This is a genomic window from Alicycliphilus sp. T452, from assembly GCF_054512775.1.
In genome coordinates, this window is record NZ_JBTNEH010000012.1 from 82,510 (window position 1) to 103,095 (window position 20,586).

A 20,586-nucleotide genomic window follows, 5' to 3' on the forward strand; every position below is an offset into this window, starting at 1 on the left:
CGCCGTAATGGCGGGTGTTTTGCACGATGGCCGCCCGCGCTACGCGCGCTCGCCCACCCAGGCCGCCACCGAGGCCAGCGCCTGCGGCAGCGCAGCCGCGTCGGTGCCGCCGGCCATGGCCATGTCGGGCTTGCCGCCGCCCTTGCCGCCCACCTGGCCGGCCACGAAGTTGACCAGTTCGCCGGCCTTGACGCGCGCCGTGCTGTCGGCCGTCACGCCGGCGGCCAGCTGCACCTTGTCGCCATCGACGGCGGCCAGCACGATGGCGGCCGTCTTGAGCTTGTCCTTGAGCTTGTCCATGGTCTCGCGCAAGGTCTTGGCGTCGGCGCCGTCGAGCTTGGCGGCCAGCACCTTGATGCCCTTGACCTCCACGGCCTGGCCCATCAGGTCGTCGCCCTGGGCCGAGGCCAGCCGGCCCTTGAGCTGGGCGAGTTCCTTCTCCAGCGCCTTGATCTGGTCGAGCGCGCCGCCGATGCGGTGGGCCAGCTCGGCGGCCGGCGCCTTCAGCGCGGCGGCGGCCTGGTCCACGGTGGCTTCCAGGCCCTGCAGGTAGGCCAGCGCGTTCTCGCCCGTCACGGCCTCGATGCGGCGCACGCCCGCGGCCACGCCGCCCTCGGCCACGACCTTGAACAGGCCGATGTCGCCCGTGCGCTGCACGTGCGTGCCGCCGCACAGCTCGCGGCTGGTGCCGATGTCCAGCACGCGCACGGTCTCGCCGTACTTCTCGCCGAAGAGCATCACGGCGCCGGTCTTCTGGGCCGATTCGATGTCCATGACGCGGGCGTCGGTGGCCGTGTTGGCCAGGATCTCGGCGTTCACGCGGCGCTCGATCTCGCGGATCTGTTCGGCCGTGACCGGCGCGTTGTGCGCGAAGTCGAAGCGCGTGCGCTCGGCATTCACCAGGCTGCCCTTTTGCTGCACGTGCGCGCCCAGCACCTCGCGCAGCGCCTTGTGCATGATGTGCGTGACCGAGTGGTTGCGCATGGTGGCGGCGCGCCCGGCGCCGTCGACCTGGGCCTGCACCGTGTCGCCCACGTTGAGCGTGCCCTCGCCGAGCACGCCATGGTGGCCGTACACGTCGGCCTTGATCTTCTGCGTGTCCTGCACGGCAAAGCGCGCGCTGCCCGCCGTGATGAGGCCCTGGTCGCCGACCTGGCCGCCGCTCTCGGCGTAGAACGGCGTGCTGTCGAGCACGACCACGCCGCTCTGGCCGGCCTTGAGGGCCGCAACGCTCGTCCCGTCAGCGTAGAGCGCTACGATTTTCGCAGTACCCGCGAGGTGTTCGTAGCCGGTGAAGCGGTTGGCCTCGCCGCCGTATTCCAGCGCCCTGTCCATCTTGAACTTGCCCGCCGCGCGGGCCGTGCTCTTCTGGTGCTCCATGGCGGCGGCGAAGCCCGCCTCGTCCACGCCCACGCCGCGCTCGCGGCACACGTCGCAGGTCAGGTCCAGCGGGAAGCCGTAGGTGTCGTGCAGCTTGAAGGCCACGTCGCCGGGAAGCTGCCTGGCGCCGCCGGCCAGGGCGCCGTCCAGGATCTCCATGCCGTGGGCCAGGGTCTCGAAGAAGCGCTCCTCCTCCACGCGCAGCACCTCGGTGATGCGCTCCTGCTGCTCGCGCAGCTTGGGGTAGGCGTCGCCCATCTGCCGCACCAGGTCCTCGACCAGCCTGTGGAAGAACGGCGTCTTGCAGCCGAGCTTATAGCCGTGGCGGATCGCGCGGCGCACGATGCGCCGCTGCACGTAGCCGCGCCCCTCGTTGCCGGGGATGACGCCATCGGCCACCAGGAAGGCGGTGGCGCGGATGTGGTCGGCGATCACCTTCAGCGACGGGTTGGCCAGGTCGGCCGTGTGCGTCTCGCGCGCGGCGGCCTTGATGAGCGCGTCGAACAGGTCGATCTCGTAGTTGCTGTGCACGTGCTGCAGGATGGCGGCCAGACGCTCAAGGCCCATGCCGGTGTCCACGCAGGGCGCGGGCAGCGGCGTGACCGAGCCGTCTTCCTTCATGTCGAACTGCATGAACACGTGGTTCCAGATCTCGATGAAGCGGTCGCCGTCCTCGTCGGGGCTGCCCGGGGGGCCGCCGGGGATCTCGGGGCCGTGGTCGTAGAAGATCTCCGAGCACGGGCCGCAGGGGCCGGTGTCGGCCATCATCCAGAAGTTGTCGCTCTTGTAGCGCCCGCCCTTGTTGTCGCCGATGCGGATCACGCGCTCGGGCGGCAGGCCGATCTCCTTGGTCCAGATGTCGTAGGCCTCGTCGTCCTCGGCGTACACGGTGGCCAGCAGGCGCTCGGACGGCAGCTTGTAGACCTGGGTGAGCAGTTCCCAGCCCCAGTGGATGGATTCGCGCTTGAAGTAGTCGCCGAAGCTCCAGTTGCCCAGCATCTCGAAGAACGTGTGGTGGCGCGCGGTGTAGCCCACGTTCTCCAGGTCGTTGTGCTTGCCGCCGGCGCGCAGGCAGGTCTGCACCGAGGCCGCGCGCACGTAGGGGCGCTTGTCCGTGCCGAGGAACACGTCCTTGAACTGCACCATGCCCGAGTTGGTGAACATCAGCGTCGGGTCGTTGCCCGGCACCAGCGGGCTGGAGGCCACCACGGTGTGGCCCTTGGCGGCGAAGAAATCCAGGAAGGTCTTGCGGATGTCGGCAACGGAAAAGCGGGTGGTCATGGGGTTTCTCAAGGATAGGAAGGCCTGCGGCCGGCCGACAGGCGAACCCTTTATTTTACGGACTTTCCTCCGGGGCCCTGCCGGCGCCCCGCGCACGGACGCCCATCCGGAAGTGACTAGCACAAACCCCAACAAGATATTTTAAATATTTCACTAATATATTTATCGAGAGGCGACCGGCGCTTCACCGCATCTTCAACCGCTGCATCAGGAGTCCACGATGAGCAACCCCCGCTGGCAGGGCGTCTTCCCGGCCATCACCACCAAGTTCCACCCCGACGAGCGCATCGATGCCGAGGGCACGGCCCGCCACATCGACTTCCAGATCCGCAACGGCATCCACGGCCTGGTCACCTGCGGCTCGCTGGGCGAGGCCAGCACGCTGACGCTGGAGGAGAAGCTGGAGGTCGCCAGGATCGCGCTGGACGCCGCCGGCGGCCGCGTCCCGGTGCTGGCCAACGTGTCGGAGACCAGCACGCGCGAGGCGCTGCGCTACATCGAGGGCGCCAACAAGCTCGGCGTGGCCGGCTTCATGGTCATGCCCTCGGTGATCTACGTGGCCGACGCGCGCGAGGCCATGGCCAACGTGCGCGCCATGGCCAACGCGGCCCAGAAGCCGGTGATGGTCTACAACAACCCCGTCGCCTACCGCGTGGACCTCAAGCCCGAGCACATGCTGGCACTGGCCGACTGCGAATGGATCGCGGCCATCAAGGAGAGCTGCGGCGACATCCGCCGCATCACCGATCTGCGCAACACCGTGGGCGACCGCTACCAGCTGTTCTGCGGCGTGGACGACCTGGCCTACGAGGCCCTGGCCCTGGGCGCCGACGGCCTGCTGGCCGGCGTGGGCTGCACCTTCCCGCGCGAGACCGTGGCGCTCTACGACCTCATGAAGGCCGGGCGGTTCGACGAAGCGCTCAGGCTCTACCAGTGGATGACGCCGATGCTGCACCTGGACGTGTCGAACAAGCTCGTGCAGAACCTCAAGCTGATCGACGTGCTGGCGGGCGTGGGCACCGAGCACATGCGCCTGCCGCGCATGCCGGTGATCGGCGAGGAGCGCGAATTCATCATCGGCGTGGTCAACAAGGCCCTTGCCACCCGCCCCGCAGAGTACCGCTCCATCGACTGATCCCACCGCGGAGCCCGGCCATGCCCTCCTCCAGAAATACAACAGGCAAAGAGACAAGCCGCCATGGCTGGGCCCGCTGGATACAGCTGGCCTCATCCGCCATCCTGCGCATCGAGCGCGTCGCGCTGATGGTGCTGATGGGTTCGATCACGCTGCTGATCCTGCTCAACGTCGCCACGCGCTACACGGGTGTGCCGATCTACTGGGTGGACGAGGCGGCGGTCTACCTCGTGGTGTGGCTGAGCTTCATCGGCGCGTCGGCCATGACCCGGCTGCGCCTGGACTTCGCGGTCACGCTGCTCACGGACTCCCTGGGCGAGCGCGCCGCGCGGCGCGTGAAGGCCGTGGCCACGGCCTGCGTGCTCGCCTTCGGCTGCGCCATGGTCGCCATGTGCTGGCTGTGGCTGGACCCGGCCGGCATCGCCAGCCATGGCTTCGACGCCAAGGCCTACGCGGCTGAGAGCTTCAACTTCCTCTACACCGAGCGCACGCAGACGCTGAACTGGCCCACCTGGATCGTGCAGCTCGTCATCCCGCTGTTCAGCCTGAGCTTCACCATCCACGCCCTCGCCAACCTGATCGAGGACATGGGCTTCGCCCCGCGCGCCGCGATCGCGGGCTTCGACCTCGGCAACGCCGAAGAAACCGTCAACTGAGCCGCGGACGCCCCACCATGATCACCAGCCTGTTCTTCCTCGCCGTGATGTTCCTCGGCGTGCCCATCGGCGTGTGCCTGTGCCTGGCCGGCATCGTCTACATCTTCGACACCGATGCCATGGTGCTGCTGCAGTCTTTCCCGCCGCAGATGTTCGGCGGCGTGGACAGCTACGGCCTCATCGCCATCCCGCTGTTCATCCTGATCGGCGAGATCATGGGCAGCGGCGGCATCACGCGCCGGCTCGTGGACCTGGCCATGGGCTTCGTCGGCGCGGTGCGCGGCGGCCTGGCCTACGTCAACGTCCTGGCCAACATGATGCTGGCCTCGATCATCGGATCGGCCACGGCCCAGGTGGCCATCATGAGCAAGATCATGGTGCCCGAGATGGAGAAGCAGGGCTACGACAAGACCTTCGCGGCCGGCGTCACCGTCTATGGCGGCATGCTCGGCCCCATCATCCCGCCGTCGGTGATGTTCGTGGTCTACAGCGTGCTCGCGCAGGTGGCCGTGGGCGACATGCTGATGGCCGGCATCCTGCCGGGCATCCTGCTTACGCTGCTGTTCTTCGTGGTGATCGCCTGCATGGGCCTCATCTACGACTACCCGCGCAGCGAGAGGAAGACGCTGGCCGAGCGCGCACGCACCATCGTGCAGGCGTCGCCCACGCTGCTCATCCCCATCGTCATCGTCGGCTCCATCCTCGCGGGCATCGCCAACCCCACCGAGTCGGCCGCCGTGGGCGCCGTGGTCTCGGCCCTGGTGGGCCGCTACGTGACGCGCGAGTTCCGCTACGCCATGCTGCCGCAGATCCTGTTGCGCTCCGCCGTGTACTCGGCCATCGTGCTGTTCCTGGTCGCGGCCGCCGCCGTGTTCTCGTGGCTGCTGATCTACGGCAAGGTGCCGCAGGCCGCGGCCAGCTGGATCCAGACCGTGGCCAAGGACCCGGTGAGCTTCCTCCTGATCACCAACGTGATCCTGCTCGTGATCGGCACCGTGATCGACGGCATACCGGGCCTCATCATGACCGTGCCCATCCTGCTGCCCATCGCCACCGACGTCTACCACATCGACCCGCGCCACTTCGGCGTGGTGGTCGTGGTGAACCTGGTGCTGGGGCTCATGTCCCCGCCCGTGGGCCTGTCCTTCTTCGTCGCCGCCGCCGTCACGGGCGCCAAGCCGGGGAAGATGTTCATGGTCACCATGCCCTTCTTCCTCATCTGCTGCGCCGCGCTGGTGCTGCTGTCGCTGTTCCCCGGCCTCTCCCTTGGTCTCCTGAAGTAACCCAACCCACCGAAAGGCATCCACCATGACCCTGACCCGCCGCCACTTCGTCCAGGCCAGCGCCGCGCTCGCCGCCCCTGCCTTCATCGGCCAGGCCCGCGCCCAGGCCAAGGAATTCCGCCTCGGCCTGATCACGCCCGGAGGCCACTCGTGGAACCGCGCCGCGCTGGCCTTCGGCGAGGCGCTCAAGAAAGAGACCAACGGCCGGCTCTCGGCCTCGGTGTTCCACTCGGGCCAGCTCGGCAACGAGTCCGCGATGATGCAGCAGCTGCAGACCGGCGCGCTCGACATGGGCTGGATCCAGGCGGCCGAGCTCGGCTCGCGCGTCTCCAGCATCGCCGCCATCAACGCGCCCTACCTCGTGCGCTCGACCACCGACGTGGCCAAGCTCGTGCGCCACGACGCGGCGCTGAAGCTGCTGGAGGTGCTGCCCAGGGAAACCGGCACCATCGGCCTGGGCTGGGGCATCACCGGCATGCGCGTGGTGTTCTCGACCAAGGACATCACGGGCGTGAAGGACATCAAGGGCATGAAGCTGCGCATCAACCCCACGCCGGTGTACCGCGACTTCTACCAGCAGCTGGGCGCCGCGCCCACGCCCATTCCCACGCCGCAGGTGTTCGACGCCATGGCCAACGGCCAGGTGGACGGGCTGGAGGCCGACATCGAGTTCTCGTGGAACCAGCGCTTCGACAAGGTGGCCAAGGCCATGCTGCAGATGAACGCCCTCTTCATGCCCTTCGCACCGCTGGTGTCGGGCCGCGTGTGGCAGAAGCTCGACGCCAAGGACAGGGAGCTGATCCGCGGCCTGGTGCGCCAGTCGCTCGATGCGCAGATCAAGGACATCGTCACCACCGAGCTCGGGCTGATCGACAAGTTCAAGGCCGCGCCCTTCCCCATCAGGACCGAACCCCAGCTCGACGTTGCCGCCCTCGCGCACGAATTCGACAAAATCTGGCTGCCCAAGGCACCCCAGATCGCCGAGCTGCGCAAGGTCGGCGCCACGTTGTAGCCATGCCCGCGCCGCACTCCCCCGGCAGGGCGCGGCACGGTATTCCTATGATCGCCCCATGAGCACGTCCCACACCTCCGAAGCCCCACCCCTGTTCCTGCCCGTCGAGGAACTGCTGGCCCTGGCCGGCCGCGTGTTCCTGCGCCTGGGCCTGTCCCTTCCCCACGCCGAAGCCATGGCCCGCACCGTGGTGGCCGGGCAGCGGGACGAGTGCCATTCGCACGGGGTGTACCGCATCCTGTCCTGCGCCCACACGGTGCGCGCGGGCAAGGTCGCGCTGCAGGCAGAGCCCGTGCTGGCGCCGCCCAGCGGCGCGGTGGTGCGGGTGGACGCGTGCTACGGCTTCTCGCCGCTGGCCTTCGAGCGGGGGCTGCCGGCCCTCGTGGCAGCCGCCCGGCAGCACGGCATCGGGGCGCTGGCCATCCGGCGCTGCTTCCACTTCTCCGCGCTGTGGCCCGAGATCGAGGCCATCACCGCCCACGGGCTCGCGGCGCTCGCGCTCACGCCCAGCCACGCCTGGGTGGCGCCCGCGGGCGGGCGCCAGCCCGTGTTCGGCACCAACCCCATCGCCTTCGGCTGGCCCCGCCCGGGGCAGCACCCGTTCGTCTTCGACTTCGCCACCAGCGCCATCGCGCGCGGCGACCTCGAACTGCACCGCCGCGCGGGCACCCCCCTGCCGCCGGGCTGCGGCGTGGATGCCCAGGGCAGGCCCAGCACCGATCCTGTGGCCGTGGCGCAGGGCGCCATGCTGGCCTTCGGCGGCCACAAGGGCTCCGCGCTGTCCGCGATGGTGGAGCTCATGGCGGGCGCGCTGATCGGCGACTGGACGAGCGCGGAATCGCTGGCCTTCGACGCCGGCGATGGGGCCACGCCCTGCCACGGCGAACTCATCCTGGCCTTCGACCCCGCCCGCCTCGGCGGCGGCGACCTGGCCGCCCAGCAGCAGCGGGCCGAACGGCTGTTCGACGCGATCACCGGCCAGGGCGCGCGCCTGCCGTCGCAGCGCCGCTTCGAGGCCCGCGCGCGCAGCCTGGAACGGGGCGTGGCGGTGCCCCGCGCGCTGCATGCCGAGATCCTTGCCCTGGCGGATTGACGGCATGCGCCCCGCAATGCATAACATGACCACGAGGCAGGACGGCACACGCCGCCTCCCTCCTCACTGAACCCCATGAGCTTTCGCACCGACAAGCCCTCCGCCATCGCCGCCCCCAAGCGGCGGGCCGCAGACATGGCCTACGACGCCATCGAGGCCCTCATCTCCACGCTGGAGATGCAGCCCGGCAGCCCCGTGGTGGAGGCCGAGATCGCCGAGCGCACCAGCCTGGGCCGCACGCCGGTGCGCGAGGCGCTGCTGCGCATGGTGTCCATCGGGCTGATCGAGCAGCAGCCGCGCCGCGGGCTGCTGGTGTCGAACATCGACCTGGCCGAGCATCTGGACGTCATCCAGACCCGGCGCGTGCTCGAATGCCTGATCGCCGCCTGCTCGGCGCGGCGCGCCACGGCGGCGCAGCGCCAGGAGATCCTGCGCTGCGCCCAGAAGATGCGCCTGGCCGCCGACCGCGGACTCCTGGACGAATACATGCGCGCCGACCACGAGCTGGACGTGGTCAACCACCAGGCCAGCCGGAACCACTCGGCCGTCAAATGCGTGGTTCCGCTGATCGTGCAATGCCGGCGCTTCTGGTACGCCTACCAGCACGAAGGCGAGCTCGCCGAAGGCGCGCGCGCCCACATGGCGCTGGCCGAAGGCATCGCCACGGGCAACGAGGCCGCGGCCACCGCGGGGGCCCACCAGCTCATGGACTACCTCGAACGGTTCGCGCGGCGCATCATCGACCAGTAGACACGCTGCCTCCTTCCCCATGCACAACAGCCACGACCCTCGCGTCCTGCCCATGCGGGACGGCGTCAACCCCTGCTGCGTGGTGCTGCCGTCTCAGGGGCAGGGCCTGCTGCTGGACTTCCTGGCGCGGCGCCTGCCCGCCGTGTCGCGGGAAGACTGGCTGCGGCGCCTCGATGCCGGCGAGGTGGTGGACGAATGGGGCCGCGCCGCCACGGCGCACAGCCCCTTCACGCCCGGCGTGCGCTACTACTACTACCGCGAGCTCGCGCACGAGGCGCCGATCCCGTTCCAGGAGGCCGTGATCTACCAGGACGAGCACATCCTCGTGGCCGACAAGCCGCATTTCCTGCCCGTGGTGCCCGCGGGGCGCTACCTGCAGCACACGCTGCTCGTGCGCCTCAAGCGCCGCCTGGGACTGCAGGAGCTCTCGCCCGTGCACCGCATCGACCGCGACACGGCCGGCCTGGTGCTGTTCTCCGTGCAGCGCGCCACGCGCGGGCGCTACCAGGCGCTGTTCCGCGACCGCCAGGTGCGCAAGGTCTACGAGGCCGTGGCCCCCTGGCGCTCGGACCTGCGCTTCCCGCGCACCCATGCCAGCCGGCTGCAGGAGAGCGGGCATTTCTTCCGCATGCACGAGGTGCCGGGCGAGCCCAACGCGGTCACCGCCATGGACGTCGTGGAGCAGGCGGGCGGCTGGGCGCGCTACCGGCTCGAACCGGTCACGGGCAAGCGCCACCAGCTGCGCGTGCACATGGCGGCGCTGGGCCTGTCCCTGTGCGGCGACGGCTTCTACCCCGAGGTGAACGACCCGCCCGAGGGCGACTATTCCAACCCGCTGCAGCTGCTGGCGCGCTCCCTGTCGTTCACCGACCCGGTGACGGGGCAGGAGCGGCGCTTCGACAGCCGGCTGCGGCTGCGGCCGCTGGCGGATTTCGCCGGACCCTAGAACGTGTTTACGATCTTACAGCTGGTGCACCACGAGCTTGAACTCCGGGTCCTCGTCGAACGCACGCACCTCGAAGCCCAGCCTGCGCATGAGCTTGAGCATGGTGGGGTTGTTGGCCAGCACCAGGCCCTGGATCTCGGCCAGGCCCCGCTCGCGGGCGACTTCCATGATGCTGAGCATGAGGCGCGAGCCCAGGCCCTTGCCCGCGAAATCGTCGGCCACCAGCAGGGCGAACTCGCAGCTGGTGTGGTCGGGGTTGGTCACGTAGCGCGACACGCCCACGATGCGCTCCTTGTGGCTGACCTCGCCCTCCTCGTCCGCCACGCGCTCGCGGTGCACGGCCACCAGGGCCATCTCGCGGTCGTAGTCGATGAGGGTGAAGCGCGCCAGCATGGAAGGCGGCAGCTCGGCGAGCTGCGAGACGAAGCGGAAGTAGCGGCTCTCGGGCGAGAGCTCCTTGACCAGGCGCTGCACCATCTGCGCGTCGTCCGGGCGGATCGGGCGCACCAGGTATTCGCCGCCGCCGCGCAGCGGCCACACCTGCTCGTAGCGCGCCGGGTACGGCAGGATGGACAGGTGGCCGTAGTGCCCGTGGCCGGCGCCTTCGGTGCGCCCGCTGCCCCGGGCCGTCTCGTGGATGGCGATGCGCGCATCCACGGCCACGGCGCCCTGCTCGTCCACGATCAGGGGGTTGATGTCCATCTCGCGCAGCTGGGGCAGCGCGCAGACCATCTCGGACACGCGCAGCAGCACCTGCTCCAGCGCCTGCATGTCCACGGCGCTCGCGCCGCGCCATTCGCCCAGGGTCTCGGCCACGCGCGCGCGCTCCATGAGCCTGCGCGCCAGGAACTGGTTGAGCGGCGGCAGCTCCATGGCGCGGTCGTCGATGAGCTCGATCATGGTGCCGCCGGCGCCGAAGGTGATGACGGGGCCGAAGGGGTCGTCGCACACCAGGCCGATGCAGATCTCGCGCCCGCGCCGCGCGCGCGCCATCTTCTGCACCGTCACGCCGTTGATGCGCGCCTCGGGCCGAAGGCGCGCCACGCGCTGCACCATGTCGGTATAGGCGTCGCGCGCGGCGGCGCCGTTGGGCACGCCCAGCGCCACGCCGCCCACGTCGGACTTGTGGGCGATGTCGGGCGAGTCGATCTTGAGCGCCACCGGGAACCCGAGCTGCGTGGCGATCATCATGGCCTCATTGCTGCTGCGCGCCAGCAGCGTCTTGGTGACGGGGATGTGGAAGGCCGCCAGCAGCGTCTTGGACTCCATCTCGGTGAGCACGTTGCGGCGCTCGGCCAGCACGCTCTCGATCACCAGGCGCGCGCCCTCGATGTCGGGCTTGGCCAGCGTGGTCAGCGGCGGCGGCGTCTGCTGCAGGAGCTGCTGGTTCTGGTAGAACGAGGCGATGTTGCCGAAGGCGCCCACGGCCGCCTCGGGCGTGCGGAAGGTCGGGATCTGCGCGGCGCGCAGGATCTTGCGCGCCGGCACGACTGCGGCATCGCCCATCCAGCACGACAGCAGCGGCTTGGAGGCCAGGCGCTTGGCGTCGGCCAGCACGGTGGCGACGCCCTCGGCGTCGATGCCGGCCTTGGGCGAGAAGATGGCCAGCACGCCGTCGATCTGGCGGTCGCGGAACGCGGCCTCCAGCGCCTCGCGGTAATGCTCGGGCCCGGCCTCTTCGGACAGGTCCATCAGGTCCGTCAGCGTGGCCAGCGGCGGCAGCTTGGACGCCAGGGCCTCGCGCGTCTCGGCCGAGAGCCGGCCCAGGTCCAGGCCGATCTCGTTCTCCCAGTCGGCCGCCAGCACGCCGGGGCCGCCGCCGTTGGTGACGATGGCCAGGCGCCTGCCCACGGGCCGGTAGCGCGAGGCCAGGCACTTGGCGGCCGAGAACAGCTCCACGAACGAGCGCACGCGCACGGCGCCCGCGCGTCGCAGCACGGCGTCGAACACGTCGTCGCTGCCCACGATGGCGCCGCTGTGCGTCTGCGCCGCCTGGTTGCCCGCGGGCTTGCGCCCGGCCTTGAGCACCACCACCGGCTTGGCGAAGGCCGCCGAGCGCAGCGCGCTCATGAAGCGGCGCGCGTCCTGGATTCCCTCCATGTAGACCACGATGCTCTGCGTGCGCGCATCGTTGGCCAGGAAATCGAGCGCCTCGCTCAGGCCCACGTCGGTGTGCGGCCCGAGCGAGATCACGCTGGAGAAGCCCACGGCGTTGTTGGCCGCCCAGTCCAGGATGGACGCGGTGAGCGCGCCCGACTGGCACACCAGGGCCAGAGAGCCCTCGCGCGCCAGCGGCCCTGCGGCGCTGGCGTTGAGCTGCAGCGACGGCCGCTGCAGGCCCAGCGAGTTCGGCCCCAGCAGGTGCATGCCCTCGCGCCGCGCGATCTTGCGCAGCTGATCGGCCAGCTGCGCGTCCACGCCGCTGGACAGCACCAGGGCCGACTTGCAGTTCATGCGCCCGGCCACGTCCAGCGCGGCGGGCAGGTCCTTGGGCGGCTGGGCGATGATGGCCAGATCCGCGCGGATCTGGGCCAGGTCGGCCAGTGTGCCGCTGGTGTGGATGTCGAAGAACTGCAGCTGGCCCGTGAAGCGCTGCGCGGTCAGCGCCTCGCGCAGGGCCCGCGCCTGGGGCGTGTGGCTCTCGGGCGCATCGGCGGCACCGGCCAGCACGATGACGGAGCCGGGGTTGAACAGGGGCGTGAGGTAGTGCTTGTCCATCATGATGGGCCAATTCTCGGGTAGTCCCTTAGCGTACGCTTGAGATACGTCAATAACGTGAAAGTCCCTCCGCCGTGCCCAGCAACTGCAGCACGGCCCGGGCCGTGGCCCGGGCGGCGCCGCGGTGGGCCTGGGTGAAGGCCAGGCTGCGTGCGGCCTGCGCGGCGCGGCGCTGCGGGTCCTGCGCCAGGGCGGTGGCGGCGGCCACGCCCTCGGCCATGCCGGCCACGCGCTCGGCGGCGCCGGCGTCCATGGCCAGGCGCGCGGCCTCGGCGAAATTGAAGGTGTGCGGCCCCATGACCACGGGGCAGCCGCAGGCCGCGGCCTCGATGAGGTTCTGCCCGCCGAGCGGCGCGAAGCTGCCGCCCAGCAGCGCCGCATGGGCCATGCCGTAGTACAGGGCCATCTCGCCCAGCGAGTCGCCCAGCCATACGTCCGCCTGCTGCGGCGCGGGGCCCCACTGGCTGCGCCGCGACACGCGCAGGCCGGCGGCCTCGCACAGGCGCTGCACCTCGTCGAAGCGCTGGGGGTGGCGCGGCACGAGCAGCCATTGCACGGGCATCCGCGCTTCCGTTTCGATAGCTGCTGGCGCTTGTCCAGCGGGCGCTGGAGGCCATTTTTGCCTCAAGACCTCCAGCCACATCGCCTCCTCGCCCTCGCGCGTGCTGGCCAGCAGCACCACGGGGCGGCCGCCGGCCTCGCGCCAGGCGCGGCCCTGGGCCTGCTGCGCGGCCGAGGGCAGGGCGTCGAACTTGAGGTTGCCGAACACGCCGGCCACGCGCGCGCCCACGTCGCGCAAGCGCTCGGCATCCTGCCCGGTCTGCGCCCAGACCGCCGCCAGGCCCGCGTACGCGGGGCGCGACAGCCAGGCGAGGCGGCGCGCGCCGGCGCGGGATTTCTCGTTCAGCCGCGCATTGGCCAGCACCAGCGGCACCCGGGCAGCGCGGCAGCCGGCCACGAGGTTGGGCCAGATCTCGGTCTCCATCAGGATGCCCATGGCCGGCCGGAAGCGCCGCAGGAAGCGCCGCACGGCGCCGGGCGTGTCCCAGGGCTGCCAGACCTGCACGTCGCCGGGCTGCAGGAGCTTTTCCCCCTCGGCGCGGCCCGTGGCCGTGCCATTGGTGAGCAGCAGGCGCATGCCCGGCAGCTGCGCGCGCAGTTCCTTGAGCAGGATGGCGGCGGCGCGCGTCTCGCCCAGGGACACGGCGTGTATCCACACGAGCGGCCCGCCGCCCTGCGTGGGCTGTTGCCCTGTATAGCGGCCGAAGCGCTCGGGCACGGCCACGGCGTAGCCGGGCTCGGTGCGCGCGCGGCGGCGCAGCTTTCGCAGCAGCAGCGGCTGGGCCAGCCACAGGGCCAGGCTGTAGAGCACGAGGGCGAGCCGCTGCATGGCGCGCTGCGAAGCGCTCGTCAGTGCGCGGCGCCGCCGACCTGGGCGCCGGGCTTGACGCGCGCGAGCAGCGCCAGCATGTCGGCCTCGATGCGGCGCAGCGCCTCGGGCGTGTGTCCCTCGAAGCGCAGCACCAGCACAGGCGTGGTGTTGCTCGCGCGGATCAGGCCGAAGCCGTCGGGCCAGTCCACGCGCAGGCCGTCGATGGTGCTGATGCTGGCGGGCGCGGCGAAGCTGCCTGCCGCCAGCGCCTGCAGCTCGGCCGTCAGGCGGTGGGGCTCGCCCTCCTCGCACTGCACGTTGAGCTCGGGCGTGCTGTGGCTGGCGGGCAGCGCATTCAGCACGGCGCCCGGGTCGGCCGAGCGGCTCAGGATCTCCAGCAGGCGGCAGCCCGCGTAGGTGCCGTCGTCGAAGCCGTACCAGCGCTCCTTGAAGAAGATGTGGCCGCTCATCTCGCCGCCCAGCGGCGCCTGCAGTTCCTTCATGCGCGCCTTGATGAGCGAATGGCCGGTCTTGTACATCACCGGCTCGCCGCCCGCGGCCCTGATGGCGGGCGCCAGGCGCTGGGTGCATTTCACGTCGAACAGGATGGGCGCGCCCGGCACGCGCGAGAGCACGTCCTGCGCGAACAGCATCATCTGGCGGTCGGGGAAGATGTTCTGGCCGTCCTTGGTCACGATGCCGAGGCGGTCGCCGTCGCCGTCGAAGGCCAGGCCCAGCTCGGCGTCGGTGGTGCGCAGCGCCTCGATCACGTCGCGCAGGTTCTCGGGCTTGCTCGGGTCGGGGTGGTGGTTGGGGAAGTTGCCGTCCACCTCGGAAAAGAGTTCGGCCACCTCGCAGCCCAGCGCGCGGAAGATGCCCGGCGCCGATGCGCCGGCCACGCCGTTGCCGCAATCGACCACGATCTTCATGGGCCGCGCGAGCTTCACGTCGCCCACGATGCGCTGCACGTAGGCGGGCAGCACGTCGGCCTGGCGCACGCTGCCGCCGGGGGCGGGCTGCCAGCTGCCGGACTCCATGGCGCGGCGAAGCTGCTGGATCTCATCGCCATGGATGGCGCGGCCGGCCAGCACCATCTTGAAGCCGTTGTAGTCGCGGGGGTTGTGGCTGCCCGTGACCTGGATGCCGCTCGCGCACAGCGTGCTGGCCGCGAAGTACAGCATGGGCGTGGTGCACATGCCGACGTCGATGACCTCGACGCCCGCGTCCACCAGGCCCTGGATCAGCGCGGCCGAGAGCTGCGGGCCGGACAGGCGCCCGTCGCGCCCCACGGCCACCGCGCGCTCGCCCTGCGCCCGCGCCGCCGTGCCGAAGGCCCGCCCCAGGGCGCGGGCCACGTCTTCGTCGAGCGTGGCGGGCACGATGCCGCGGATGTCGTAGGCCTTGAAGATGGCGGGGGAGAGCTGCACGGGAGGACCTGCCTTGGGAGAGAGGGGAAGCCGCGCATTGTAGGCGCGCCCCTGCACCGGCGCGACCCGAAGCGCATGTCCGAAAACGGCGAGTCAGCGCCCGGCGGCGGCCTATCATGCACCCATGCCCTCCGATCTCCGCGCCGACGATGACGACGCCCGCTACCTGGCCCTGAAGGCGCGCGACGCGCGCTTCGACGGGCGCTTCTTCACGGGCGTCACGTCCACCGGCATCTACTGCCGCCCCGTCTGCGCCGTGCGCACGCCGCGGCGCGAGAACTGCCGCTTCTTCGCGCTGGCCGCGCAGGCCGAGAGCGCGGGCTTCCGGCCCTGCCTGCGCTGCCGGCCGGAGCTCGCGCCGCAGGCGCTCGCGTGGTCGGTGCAGGACGCCTCGGGCATCCTCGTGCGGCAGGCGCTGCGGCTGCTGGACGCGCCCGAGGCCTGGGGCGTGGAAGGCGGCGGCGCCCTGGTGGCGCAGCTGGCCGCGCGCCTGGGCGTGAGCGACCGGCACCTGCGCCGCATCTTCGGCGAGGCGCTGGGGGTCTCGCCCCTGCAGTACCTGCAGACGCGCCGCCTGCTGGTCGCCAAGCAGCTGCTGACCGACACGGCCCTGCCCGTCACCCAGGTGGCGCTGGCCAGCGGCTTCGCGAGCGTGCGGCGCTTCAACGCGGCCTTCGGCGCGCACTACGGGCTCAACCCCACGCAGCTGCGCCGCCAGGGCGCGCCGGCGGGCGGCGCCGCCCGCCCGGTGCGGCTGGGCTACCGGCCGCCCTACGACGCGGCGGCGCTGCTGGGCTTCCTCACGGCGCGGCGCATCCACGGCATGGAGGAGGTCGAGGGCCTGGCGCTGCGCCGCACCGTGCGGCTGCGGGCCGGCGGCGCGGTGTACACGGGCTGGATCGGCGCGCGCTTCGACCCCGGCCGGCCCCTGGTGCTGTTGGATGCCAGCCCCGGCCTGCTGCCCGCCCTGCCCCAGGTGATCGCCCGCGTGCGCGCGCTGCTCGACCTGGACGCCGACCCCGGGCCGATCAACGCCGCGCTGCACGCCGCATTCCCGGGGGGCGACGGCCTGCGCGTGCCGGGCGCGTGGGACGGCTTCGAGCTGGCCGTGCGCGCCGTGCTGGGCCAGCAGATCACGGTGGCAGCCGCGCGCACGCTCGCGCAGCGGCTGGTGGAGCGCTTCGGCGAGCCCGTCGAGACGCCCTGGCCGGGGCTGGATCGGCTGTTCCCCGCGCCCGCCGTGCTCGCGGCGGCGCAGGGCGACGCGCTCGGGCAGCTCGGCATCGTGCGCCAGCGGCAGGCGGCCATCATGGCGCTGGCGCAGGCCGTGGACGGCGGCCGGATCGCCCTGCACGCGGGCAGCGACGTGGACGCCACCCTGGCCGCGTTGCGCCAGCTGCCCGGCATCGGCGACTGGACGGCCCAGTACATCGCCATGCGCGCGCTGCGCTGGCCCGACGCCTTCCCCGCCGGCGACGTGGCGCTGCACAAGGCCCTGGCCGTGCAGGGCACGCCACAGCCCGCGCGCGCGGCCCTCGCGGCGGCGCAGGCCTGGCGGCCCTGGCGCAGCTACGGCGTGATCCGGGCCTGGGCGGGCCTGGCGGCACCGCTCCCGAACTTATAGCTTATACCGCCCGCCCCGCCTGCGCTGCGGGCCGATTTGACGTTCAATGGAGGATTCCACCATGCACTACCCCCCCGACACGGTGCAAGCCCGCACCCCCACCGCCCTGGGCGACGTCCGCCTGGCCGCCAGCGCGCGCGGCCTCGTCGGCCTGTGGTTCGACGGCCAGCGCCACCTGCCGGCGCAGCTCGACGGCCCCGGCGCCTGGCCCACGGACGATGCGCACCCCGTGCTGCGCGCCGCCGCGGCCCAGGTGCGCGAGTACCTGGACGGCACGCGCACGCGCTTCGACCTGCCGCTGGACCTGTCGGGCGGCACGCCCTTCCAGCAGGCCGTGTGGCAGGCGCTGCTGGCCATCCCGCGCGGCGGCACCACGACCTACGGCGCGCTGGCGCGCCAGCTCGGCCGCCCGGCCGCCGTGCGCGCCGTGGGCGCGGCCGTGGGGCGCAACCCCATCAGCGTGGCCGTGCCCTGCCACCGCGTGCTCGGCAGCGGCAGCGCCCTCACCGGCTACGCCGGCGGCCTGCCGCGCAAGACGGCGCTGCTGCGGCTGGAGGCCGCCCTGCCCTTGCCTGCATGAATACCCCGGCCGCCAGCCCGCGTGGGCCGGCGAATTCTGCCAGCGGGCGCGAGGCCCGGAAATTGGAATCCGGCCCCAACAAAGAAGATCAGCCCGGGGACGCGCCGGTGCCGGAGACCTGGAAGCCGATGATGGATGCGCTGCCATCCGCGAAGGGCACGCCCAGGGCGATCTCGCCCGAGCCCATCAGCCGGCAGCTGTCGCGGCGCAGCTGCAGCGGCGCCTCGCTGCCCTCGAAGCGCACCCAGGTGCCGAAGCTGCTCAGGTCGGTGAGCACGAAGGCGCCGTGGCGCCAGTCCAGGCGCGCATGCACGCGCGAGACCCGGGGGTCGGCGATGCACAGGTGCGAATCGGGCGCGCGCCCCACGTTGACGGGGATGTCCATCGACGAGAACAGCCGGTAGGCCCCGGGCCAGGACAGCTGGATCTGCGCCGGGCCCGTGTCCGCCACCAGCGCGGCGAGGTCGCTGCGCAGCTCGGAGTGGACGGTGAGGTCGGCCCGGTCCTCGGCTTTCCACTCGATCTGGTACGTGACCAGGGGTTCGGCCTTGCCGCGCATCTCCAGGTGCCCCAGTCGGACGAAGCACATGCCGCGCGGCGCGTGCAGGCCGGCGACGACGGATTCGGCGGCCCAGATCTCGGCGTCGTCGGCGCGCTCGCACAGGCGCGCGGCGACGTTGACCGCATCGCCATAGCAGTCCCCGTCCACCTCGACGACCTCGCCGCTGGCGAGCCCGACGTGGATTCCGACATGCGACGCCCGCGCATGGGGGCCTATCCACTGGCGATGCTCGCGCATCAGTTCCGCCGCCGCCATCACGGCGTCGCCGGGATCTGCGAACAGGCCCAGCACGCCATCGCCCAGGTTCTTCACCACGCGCCCGCCGTGCTGCTGGATGCACGCGCCCATGGCCTGCGTGAGCGGCGCCACCACGGCCGCCGCGCCCTCGTTGCCCAAGGCCTCGTACAGCGCCGTGCTGCCGGTCATGTCTGCAAACACCACGGTCTTGTGGGAGTTCACGCCTGGTCCCTCGCCCATTCCTGTCATTGCGGCCGCGCCCCAGTGCACAAATGGCGGCCTTGGGGCAACGAGCCGTTACAAAATGAAAGCACGCATCTTATGCCGGCTGCCCGTGCGCTGCTTTTGCCGCGCCAGCGCAATCCGGTGCATTGACAAAGTTTCACACAGAAATGGCCCTGCGGCCGGCGCCAGGCCGCCCCAGGTCTCCGGGCTTCAAGGTGTACGCAACACAAGCCCTTGGAGGGCACCCGTGAATATACAAATTGTTACTTAATGCGCATGACCCCAGTAGAGGAGCGCGTCGCGCCCCTCCACGGACAGCGACACCTGCGCGCCCACGGGCAGCAGCACCTTGGTGGGCACGTGGCCGAACGGCAGGTTGGTGAGCACGGGCGCCTTGATCTGCGTGCGCAGCCAGTCCACCACGCTCTGCAGCCTGAAGCCCTTGTCGTGCGGGGCCAGCTTGTAGTTGGTGAACTGGCCCAGCACCACAGCCTTCTGCCGGGCGAGCACGCCCGCGTGCAGCAGCTGGGTCAGCATGCGTTCCACGCGGTAGGGGTGTTCGCTGATGTCTTCCACGAACAGGATGCCGCCCTTCACCTCGGGGAAGTACGGCGTGCCGGCCAGCGAGGTGAGCACGGCGAGGTTGCCGCCCCAGAGCTGCGCGGATTTCACGTACACGTCGGGCACGGCGGGTTTGCCGTCGGCGCGGGGCGGCTCCTTGCCCATGCGCCAGCCAGCGCCCTCGCCGTGGCCGGTGAGCAGGTCGTCGAAGCAGGCCGCCATGATGTCGTCGGGCTCGCCCTCCACGCCCCAGTCGATTTCCAGCGAAGGGCCGGCCCAGGTGGTGGCGCCGGTGCGGGCGAGCACCGCGTTCTGGAAGGCGGTGAAGTCGCTCATGCCGACGAAGCGCGTGCCGCGCTCGATGGCCTTGGCGATCTTCTTGTACTGGATGCCCGGCAGGATGCGCGTGAAGCCGTAGGCGGCGCGCGAGATCAGCGCCACGTCGGCCCCGCTGGCCGCGGCGCGGTGGATGGCGGCCAGCCGCGTGGCGTCGTCGCCCGCGAAGCGCGTGTGGGTGGCGAGCGCATCGGCGTCCACCTCCACCTCGTGGCCCAGGGCCTTCAGGCGCGCGATGCCGCGCTTGAACGCGGCCTTGTCGCGCACGGCGCTGGCGGGGGAGTAGACGTAGATGTGCTTGGGGCCATGGTCGTGGCCGCAGTCTTCATGATGGTCGTGCATAGCGGGCGGAGTATTCCATAGCAGCCCGGGCCGAGGCGGCGCTGGCATCGGGCACGGTGCATGCCGGGGCACCCGGCTCCGCGCCGAACCGGGCGAAGGCGCGCGGCCCGGCGCGGTGGCCCGCGTCGGGAAATGGCAGGCCATCGTCCGCCGCGCCTTCCTGCACCAGCACCAGCGGCGCATCCGGCCACGGCAGCACCGCGCCCGGCTGGGCCAGCAGCACCACGTTGCGCAGGGCCAGCCGCTGCGCCAGATCGGCGAGCACCCGCCGGTGCCAGTCCAGGCGGTGCGCGGCTTCCTTCTTGGGCTTGTCGCTGCGGCCGAAGCCGATGAGGTCGGGCGCGACCACGCGGTGGCCCGCCCGCAGCAGCACGGGCAGCATGTGCCGCCAGGCATGGCTCCACGCGGGGCTGGCGTGCAGGCACAGCCAGGTGAGCGGAGCATCCCGCGGGCCCTCGTCCACGTAATGCAGGCGCAGCCCGGCGAGCGAAGGCAGGTCGCTCACGTAGCGCGCCTGCCAGGGCCAGTCGGGCAGGCCGGCGAAGGCCGCGTCGGGCGTGCGCAGCGCGTCGTCGCGCAGCGGGTGGGCCGCGCGCTGCGCCCGGCGCCGCGCGCGGAAGAAGTCGCTGAGCAGCGCGCCGCACTCCTCGGCCAGCACGCCGCCCGCCACGCGCGTCTGGTGGTTCAGGCGCGGCTCGGCGAACAGGTCCACCACCGAGCCGGCCGCGCCCGTCTTGGGGTCGGCCGCGCCGTAGACCACGCGCGGCAGGCGCGCGTGCAGCATGGCGCCGCTGCACATGGCGCAGGGCTCCAGGGTCACGTAGAGCGTGCAGCCGTCGAGCCGGTAGTTGCCCAGCCGCGCGGCCGCCGCGCGCAGCGCCGCGATCTCGGCATGCGCCGTGGGGTCGTGGCCGGCGATGGGCGCGTTGCGGCCGGTGGCGATCACCTCGCCGCCGCGCACCAGCACGGCGCCCACGGGCACCTCGCCGCAGGCGGCGGCGGCACGCGCCTGGGCCAGGGCCTCGCGCATCCAGGTGGCGTCGTCGGGTTCGCTCATGTTTCCATA

Annotated in this window: 16 protein-coding genes; 9 read left to right on the plus strand and 7 right to left on the minus strand. The window is 71.5% G+C overall.

Annotated elements, in window-relative coordinates; all coding sequences use genetic code 11:
• Positions 1 to 39: 39 nt before the first annotated feature.
• The gene (gene alaS / locus ACX12L_RS12520; RefSeq protein ID WP_459262887.1) at positions 40 to 2,661 is read right to left on the minus strand and encodes an alanine--tRNA ligase; all 2,622 of its coding nucleotides are present in this window, start codon (positions 2,659 to 2,661) and stop codon (positions 40 to 42) included.
• Positions 2,662 to 2,881: 220 nt separating this feature from the next.
• Here alaS and ACX12L_RS12525 point away from each other — a divergent pair, with 220 nt between their 5' ends.
• The 7 genes from ACX12L_RS12525 to ACX12L_RS12555 all read left to right on the plus strand — a co-directional run bounded on the left by ACX12L_RS12525 (position 2,882) and on the right by ACX12L_RS12555 (position 9,536).
• Positions 2,882 to 3,796 carry a dihydrodipicolinate synthase family protein gene (locus ACX12L_RS12525; RefSeq protein ID WP_459262888.1) on the plus strand — a complete coding sequence of 305 codons (915 nt, stop codon included), beginning with the start codon at positions 2,882 to 2,884 and terminating at the stop codon, positions 3,794 to 3,796.
• A 20-nt stretch (positions 3,797 to 3,816) separates the two neighbouring features.
• Positions 3,817 to 4,452: a TRAP transporter small permease gene (locus tag ACX12L_RS12530; RefSeq protein ID WP_459262889.1), complete on the plus strand. Its 636-nt coding sequence runs from the start codon at positions 3,817 to 3,819 to the stop codon at positions 4,450 to 4,452.
• A gap of 17 nt (positions 4,453 to 4,469) precedes the next feature.
• A complete protein-coding gene (locus ACX12L_RS12535; RefSeq protein WP_459262890.1) occupies positions 4,470 to 5,735 on the plus strand; it encodes a TRAP transporter large permease in 1,266 nt (421 codons plus the stop codon).
• Between the two features lie 25 nt (positions 5,736 to 5,760).
• Complete coding sequence (locus tag ACX12L_RS12540) at positions 5,761 to 6,747, plus strand: TRAP transporter substrate-binding protein (RefSeq protein ID WP_459262891.1); 987 nt, start codon at positions 5,761 to 5,763, stop codon at positions 6,745 to 6,747.
• Positions 6,748 to 6,805: 58 nt separating this feature from the next.
• Positions 6,806 to 7,840 carry an Ldh family oxidoreductase gene (locus tag ACX12L_RS12545; RefSeq protein WP_459262892.1) on the plus strand — a complete coding sequence of 345 codons (1,035 nt, stop codon included), beginning with the start codon at positions 6,806 to 6,808 and terminating at the stop codon, positions 7,838 to 7,840.
• Positions 7,841 to 7,915: 75 nt separating this feature from the next.
• Complete coding sequence (locus ACX12L_RS12550; protein ID WP_459262893.1) at positions 7,916 to 8,590, plus strand: GntR family transcriptional regulator; 675 nt, start codon at positions 7,916 to 7,918, stop codon at positions 8,588 to 8,590.
• A gap of 19 nt (positions 8,591 to 8,609) precedes the next feature.
• Entirely contained in the window at positions 8,610 to 9,536 is a 927-nt protein-coding gene (locus ACX12L_RS12555; protein WP_459262894.1) for a pseudouridine synthase, read from the plus strand.
• Positions 9,537 to 9,551: 15 nt separating this feature from the next.
• On the opposite strand, the gene ACX12L_RS12560 is transcribed toward ACX12L_RS12555, so the two are convergent.
• The 3 genes from ACX12L_RS12560 to ACX12L_RS12570 are packed head-to-tail and all read right to left on the minus strand — an operon-like array spanning position 9,552 to position 15,053.
• Complete coding sequence (locus tag ACX12L_RS12560; protein ID WP_459262895.1) at positions 9,552 to 12,257, minus strand: bifunctional acetate--CoA ligase family protein/GNAT family N-acetyltransferase; 2,706 nt, start codon at positions 12,255 to 12,257, stop codon at positions 9,552 to 9,554.
• A 46-nt stretch (positions 12,258 to 12,303) separates the two neighbouring features.
• The gene (locus tag ACX12L_RS12565) at positions 12,304 to 13,644 is read right to left on the minus strand and encodes a 3-deoxy-D-manno-octulosonic acid transferase (protein ID WP_459262896.1); all 1,341 of its coding nucleotides are present in this window, start codon (positions 13,642 to 13,644) and stop codon (positions 12,304 to 12,306) included.
• Between the two features lie 20 nt (positions 13,645 to 13,664).
• A complete protein-coding gene (locus tag ACX12L_RS12570; RefSeq protein WP_459262897.1) occupies positions 13,665 to 15,053 on the minus strand; it encodes a phosphomannomutase/phosphoglucomutase in 1,389 nt (462 codons plus the stop codon).
• Between the two features lie 124 nt (positions 15,054 to 15,177).
• Here ACX12L_RS12570 and ACX12L_RS12575 point away from each other — a divergent pair, with 124 nt between their 5' ends.
• Both ACX12L_RS12575 and ACX12L_RS12580 read left to right on the plus strand, forming a co-directional pair.
• Positions 15,178 to 16,677, plus strand: a complete 1,500-nt coding sequence (locus ACX12L_RS12575) for an AlkA N-terminal domain-containing protein (RefSeq protein WP_459262898.1) — start codon at positions 15,178 to 15,180, stop codon at positions 16,675 to 16,677.
• 61 nt (positions 16,678 to 16,738) lie between these two features.
• Entirely contained in the window at positions 16,739 to 17,257 is a 519-nt protein-coding gene (locus ACX12L_RS12580) for a methylated-DNA--[protein]-cysteine S-methyltransferase (RefSeq protein WP_459262899.1), read from the plus strand.
• Positions 17,258 to 17,345: 88 nt separating this feature from the next.
• Here the strand turns inward: ACX12L_RS12580 and ACX12L_RS12585 are convergent, their stop codons facing one another.
• The 3 genes from ACX12L_RS12585 to tadA form a co-directional block, all read right to left on the minus strand.
• Positions 17,346 to 18,305, minus strand: a complete 960-nt coding sequence (locus ACX12L_RS12585) for an FHA domain-containing protein (protein WP_459262900.1) — start codon at positions 18,303 to 18,305, stop codon at positions 17,346 to 17,348.
• A gap of 243 nt (positions 18,306 to 18,548) precedes the next feature.
• Positions 18,549 to 19,520, minus strand: a complete 972-nt coding sequence (locus ACX12L_RS12590; protein WP_459262901.1) for an LD-carboxypeptidase — start codon at positions 19,518 to 19,520, stop codon at positions 18,549 to 18,551.
• On the minus strand, positions 19,504 to 20,577 hold the full coding sequence (gene tadA, locus ACX12L_RS12595; RefSeq protein WP_459262902.1) for a tRNA adenosine(34) deaminase TadA: 1,074 nt from the start codon (positions 20,575 to 20,577) through the stop codon (positions 19,504 to 19,506). Before tadA ends, ACX12L_RS12590 begins: the two co-directional genes overlap by 17 nt.
• Between the last annotated feature and the right edge of the window lie 9 nt (positions 20,578 to 20,586).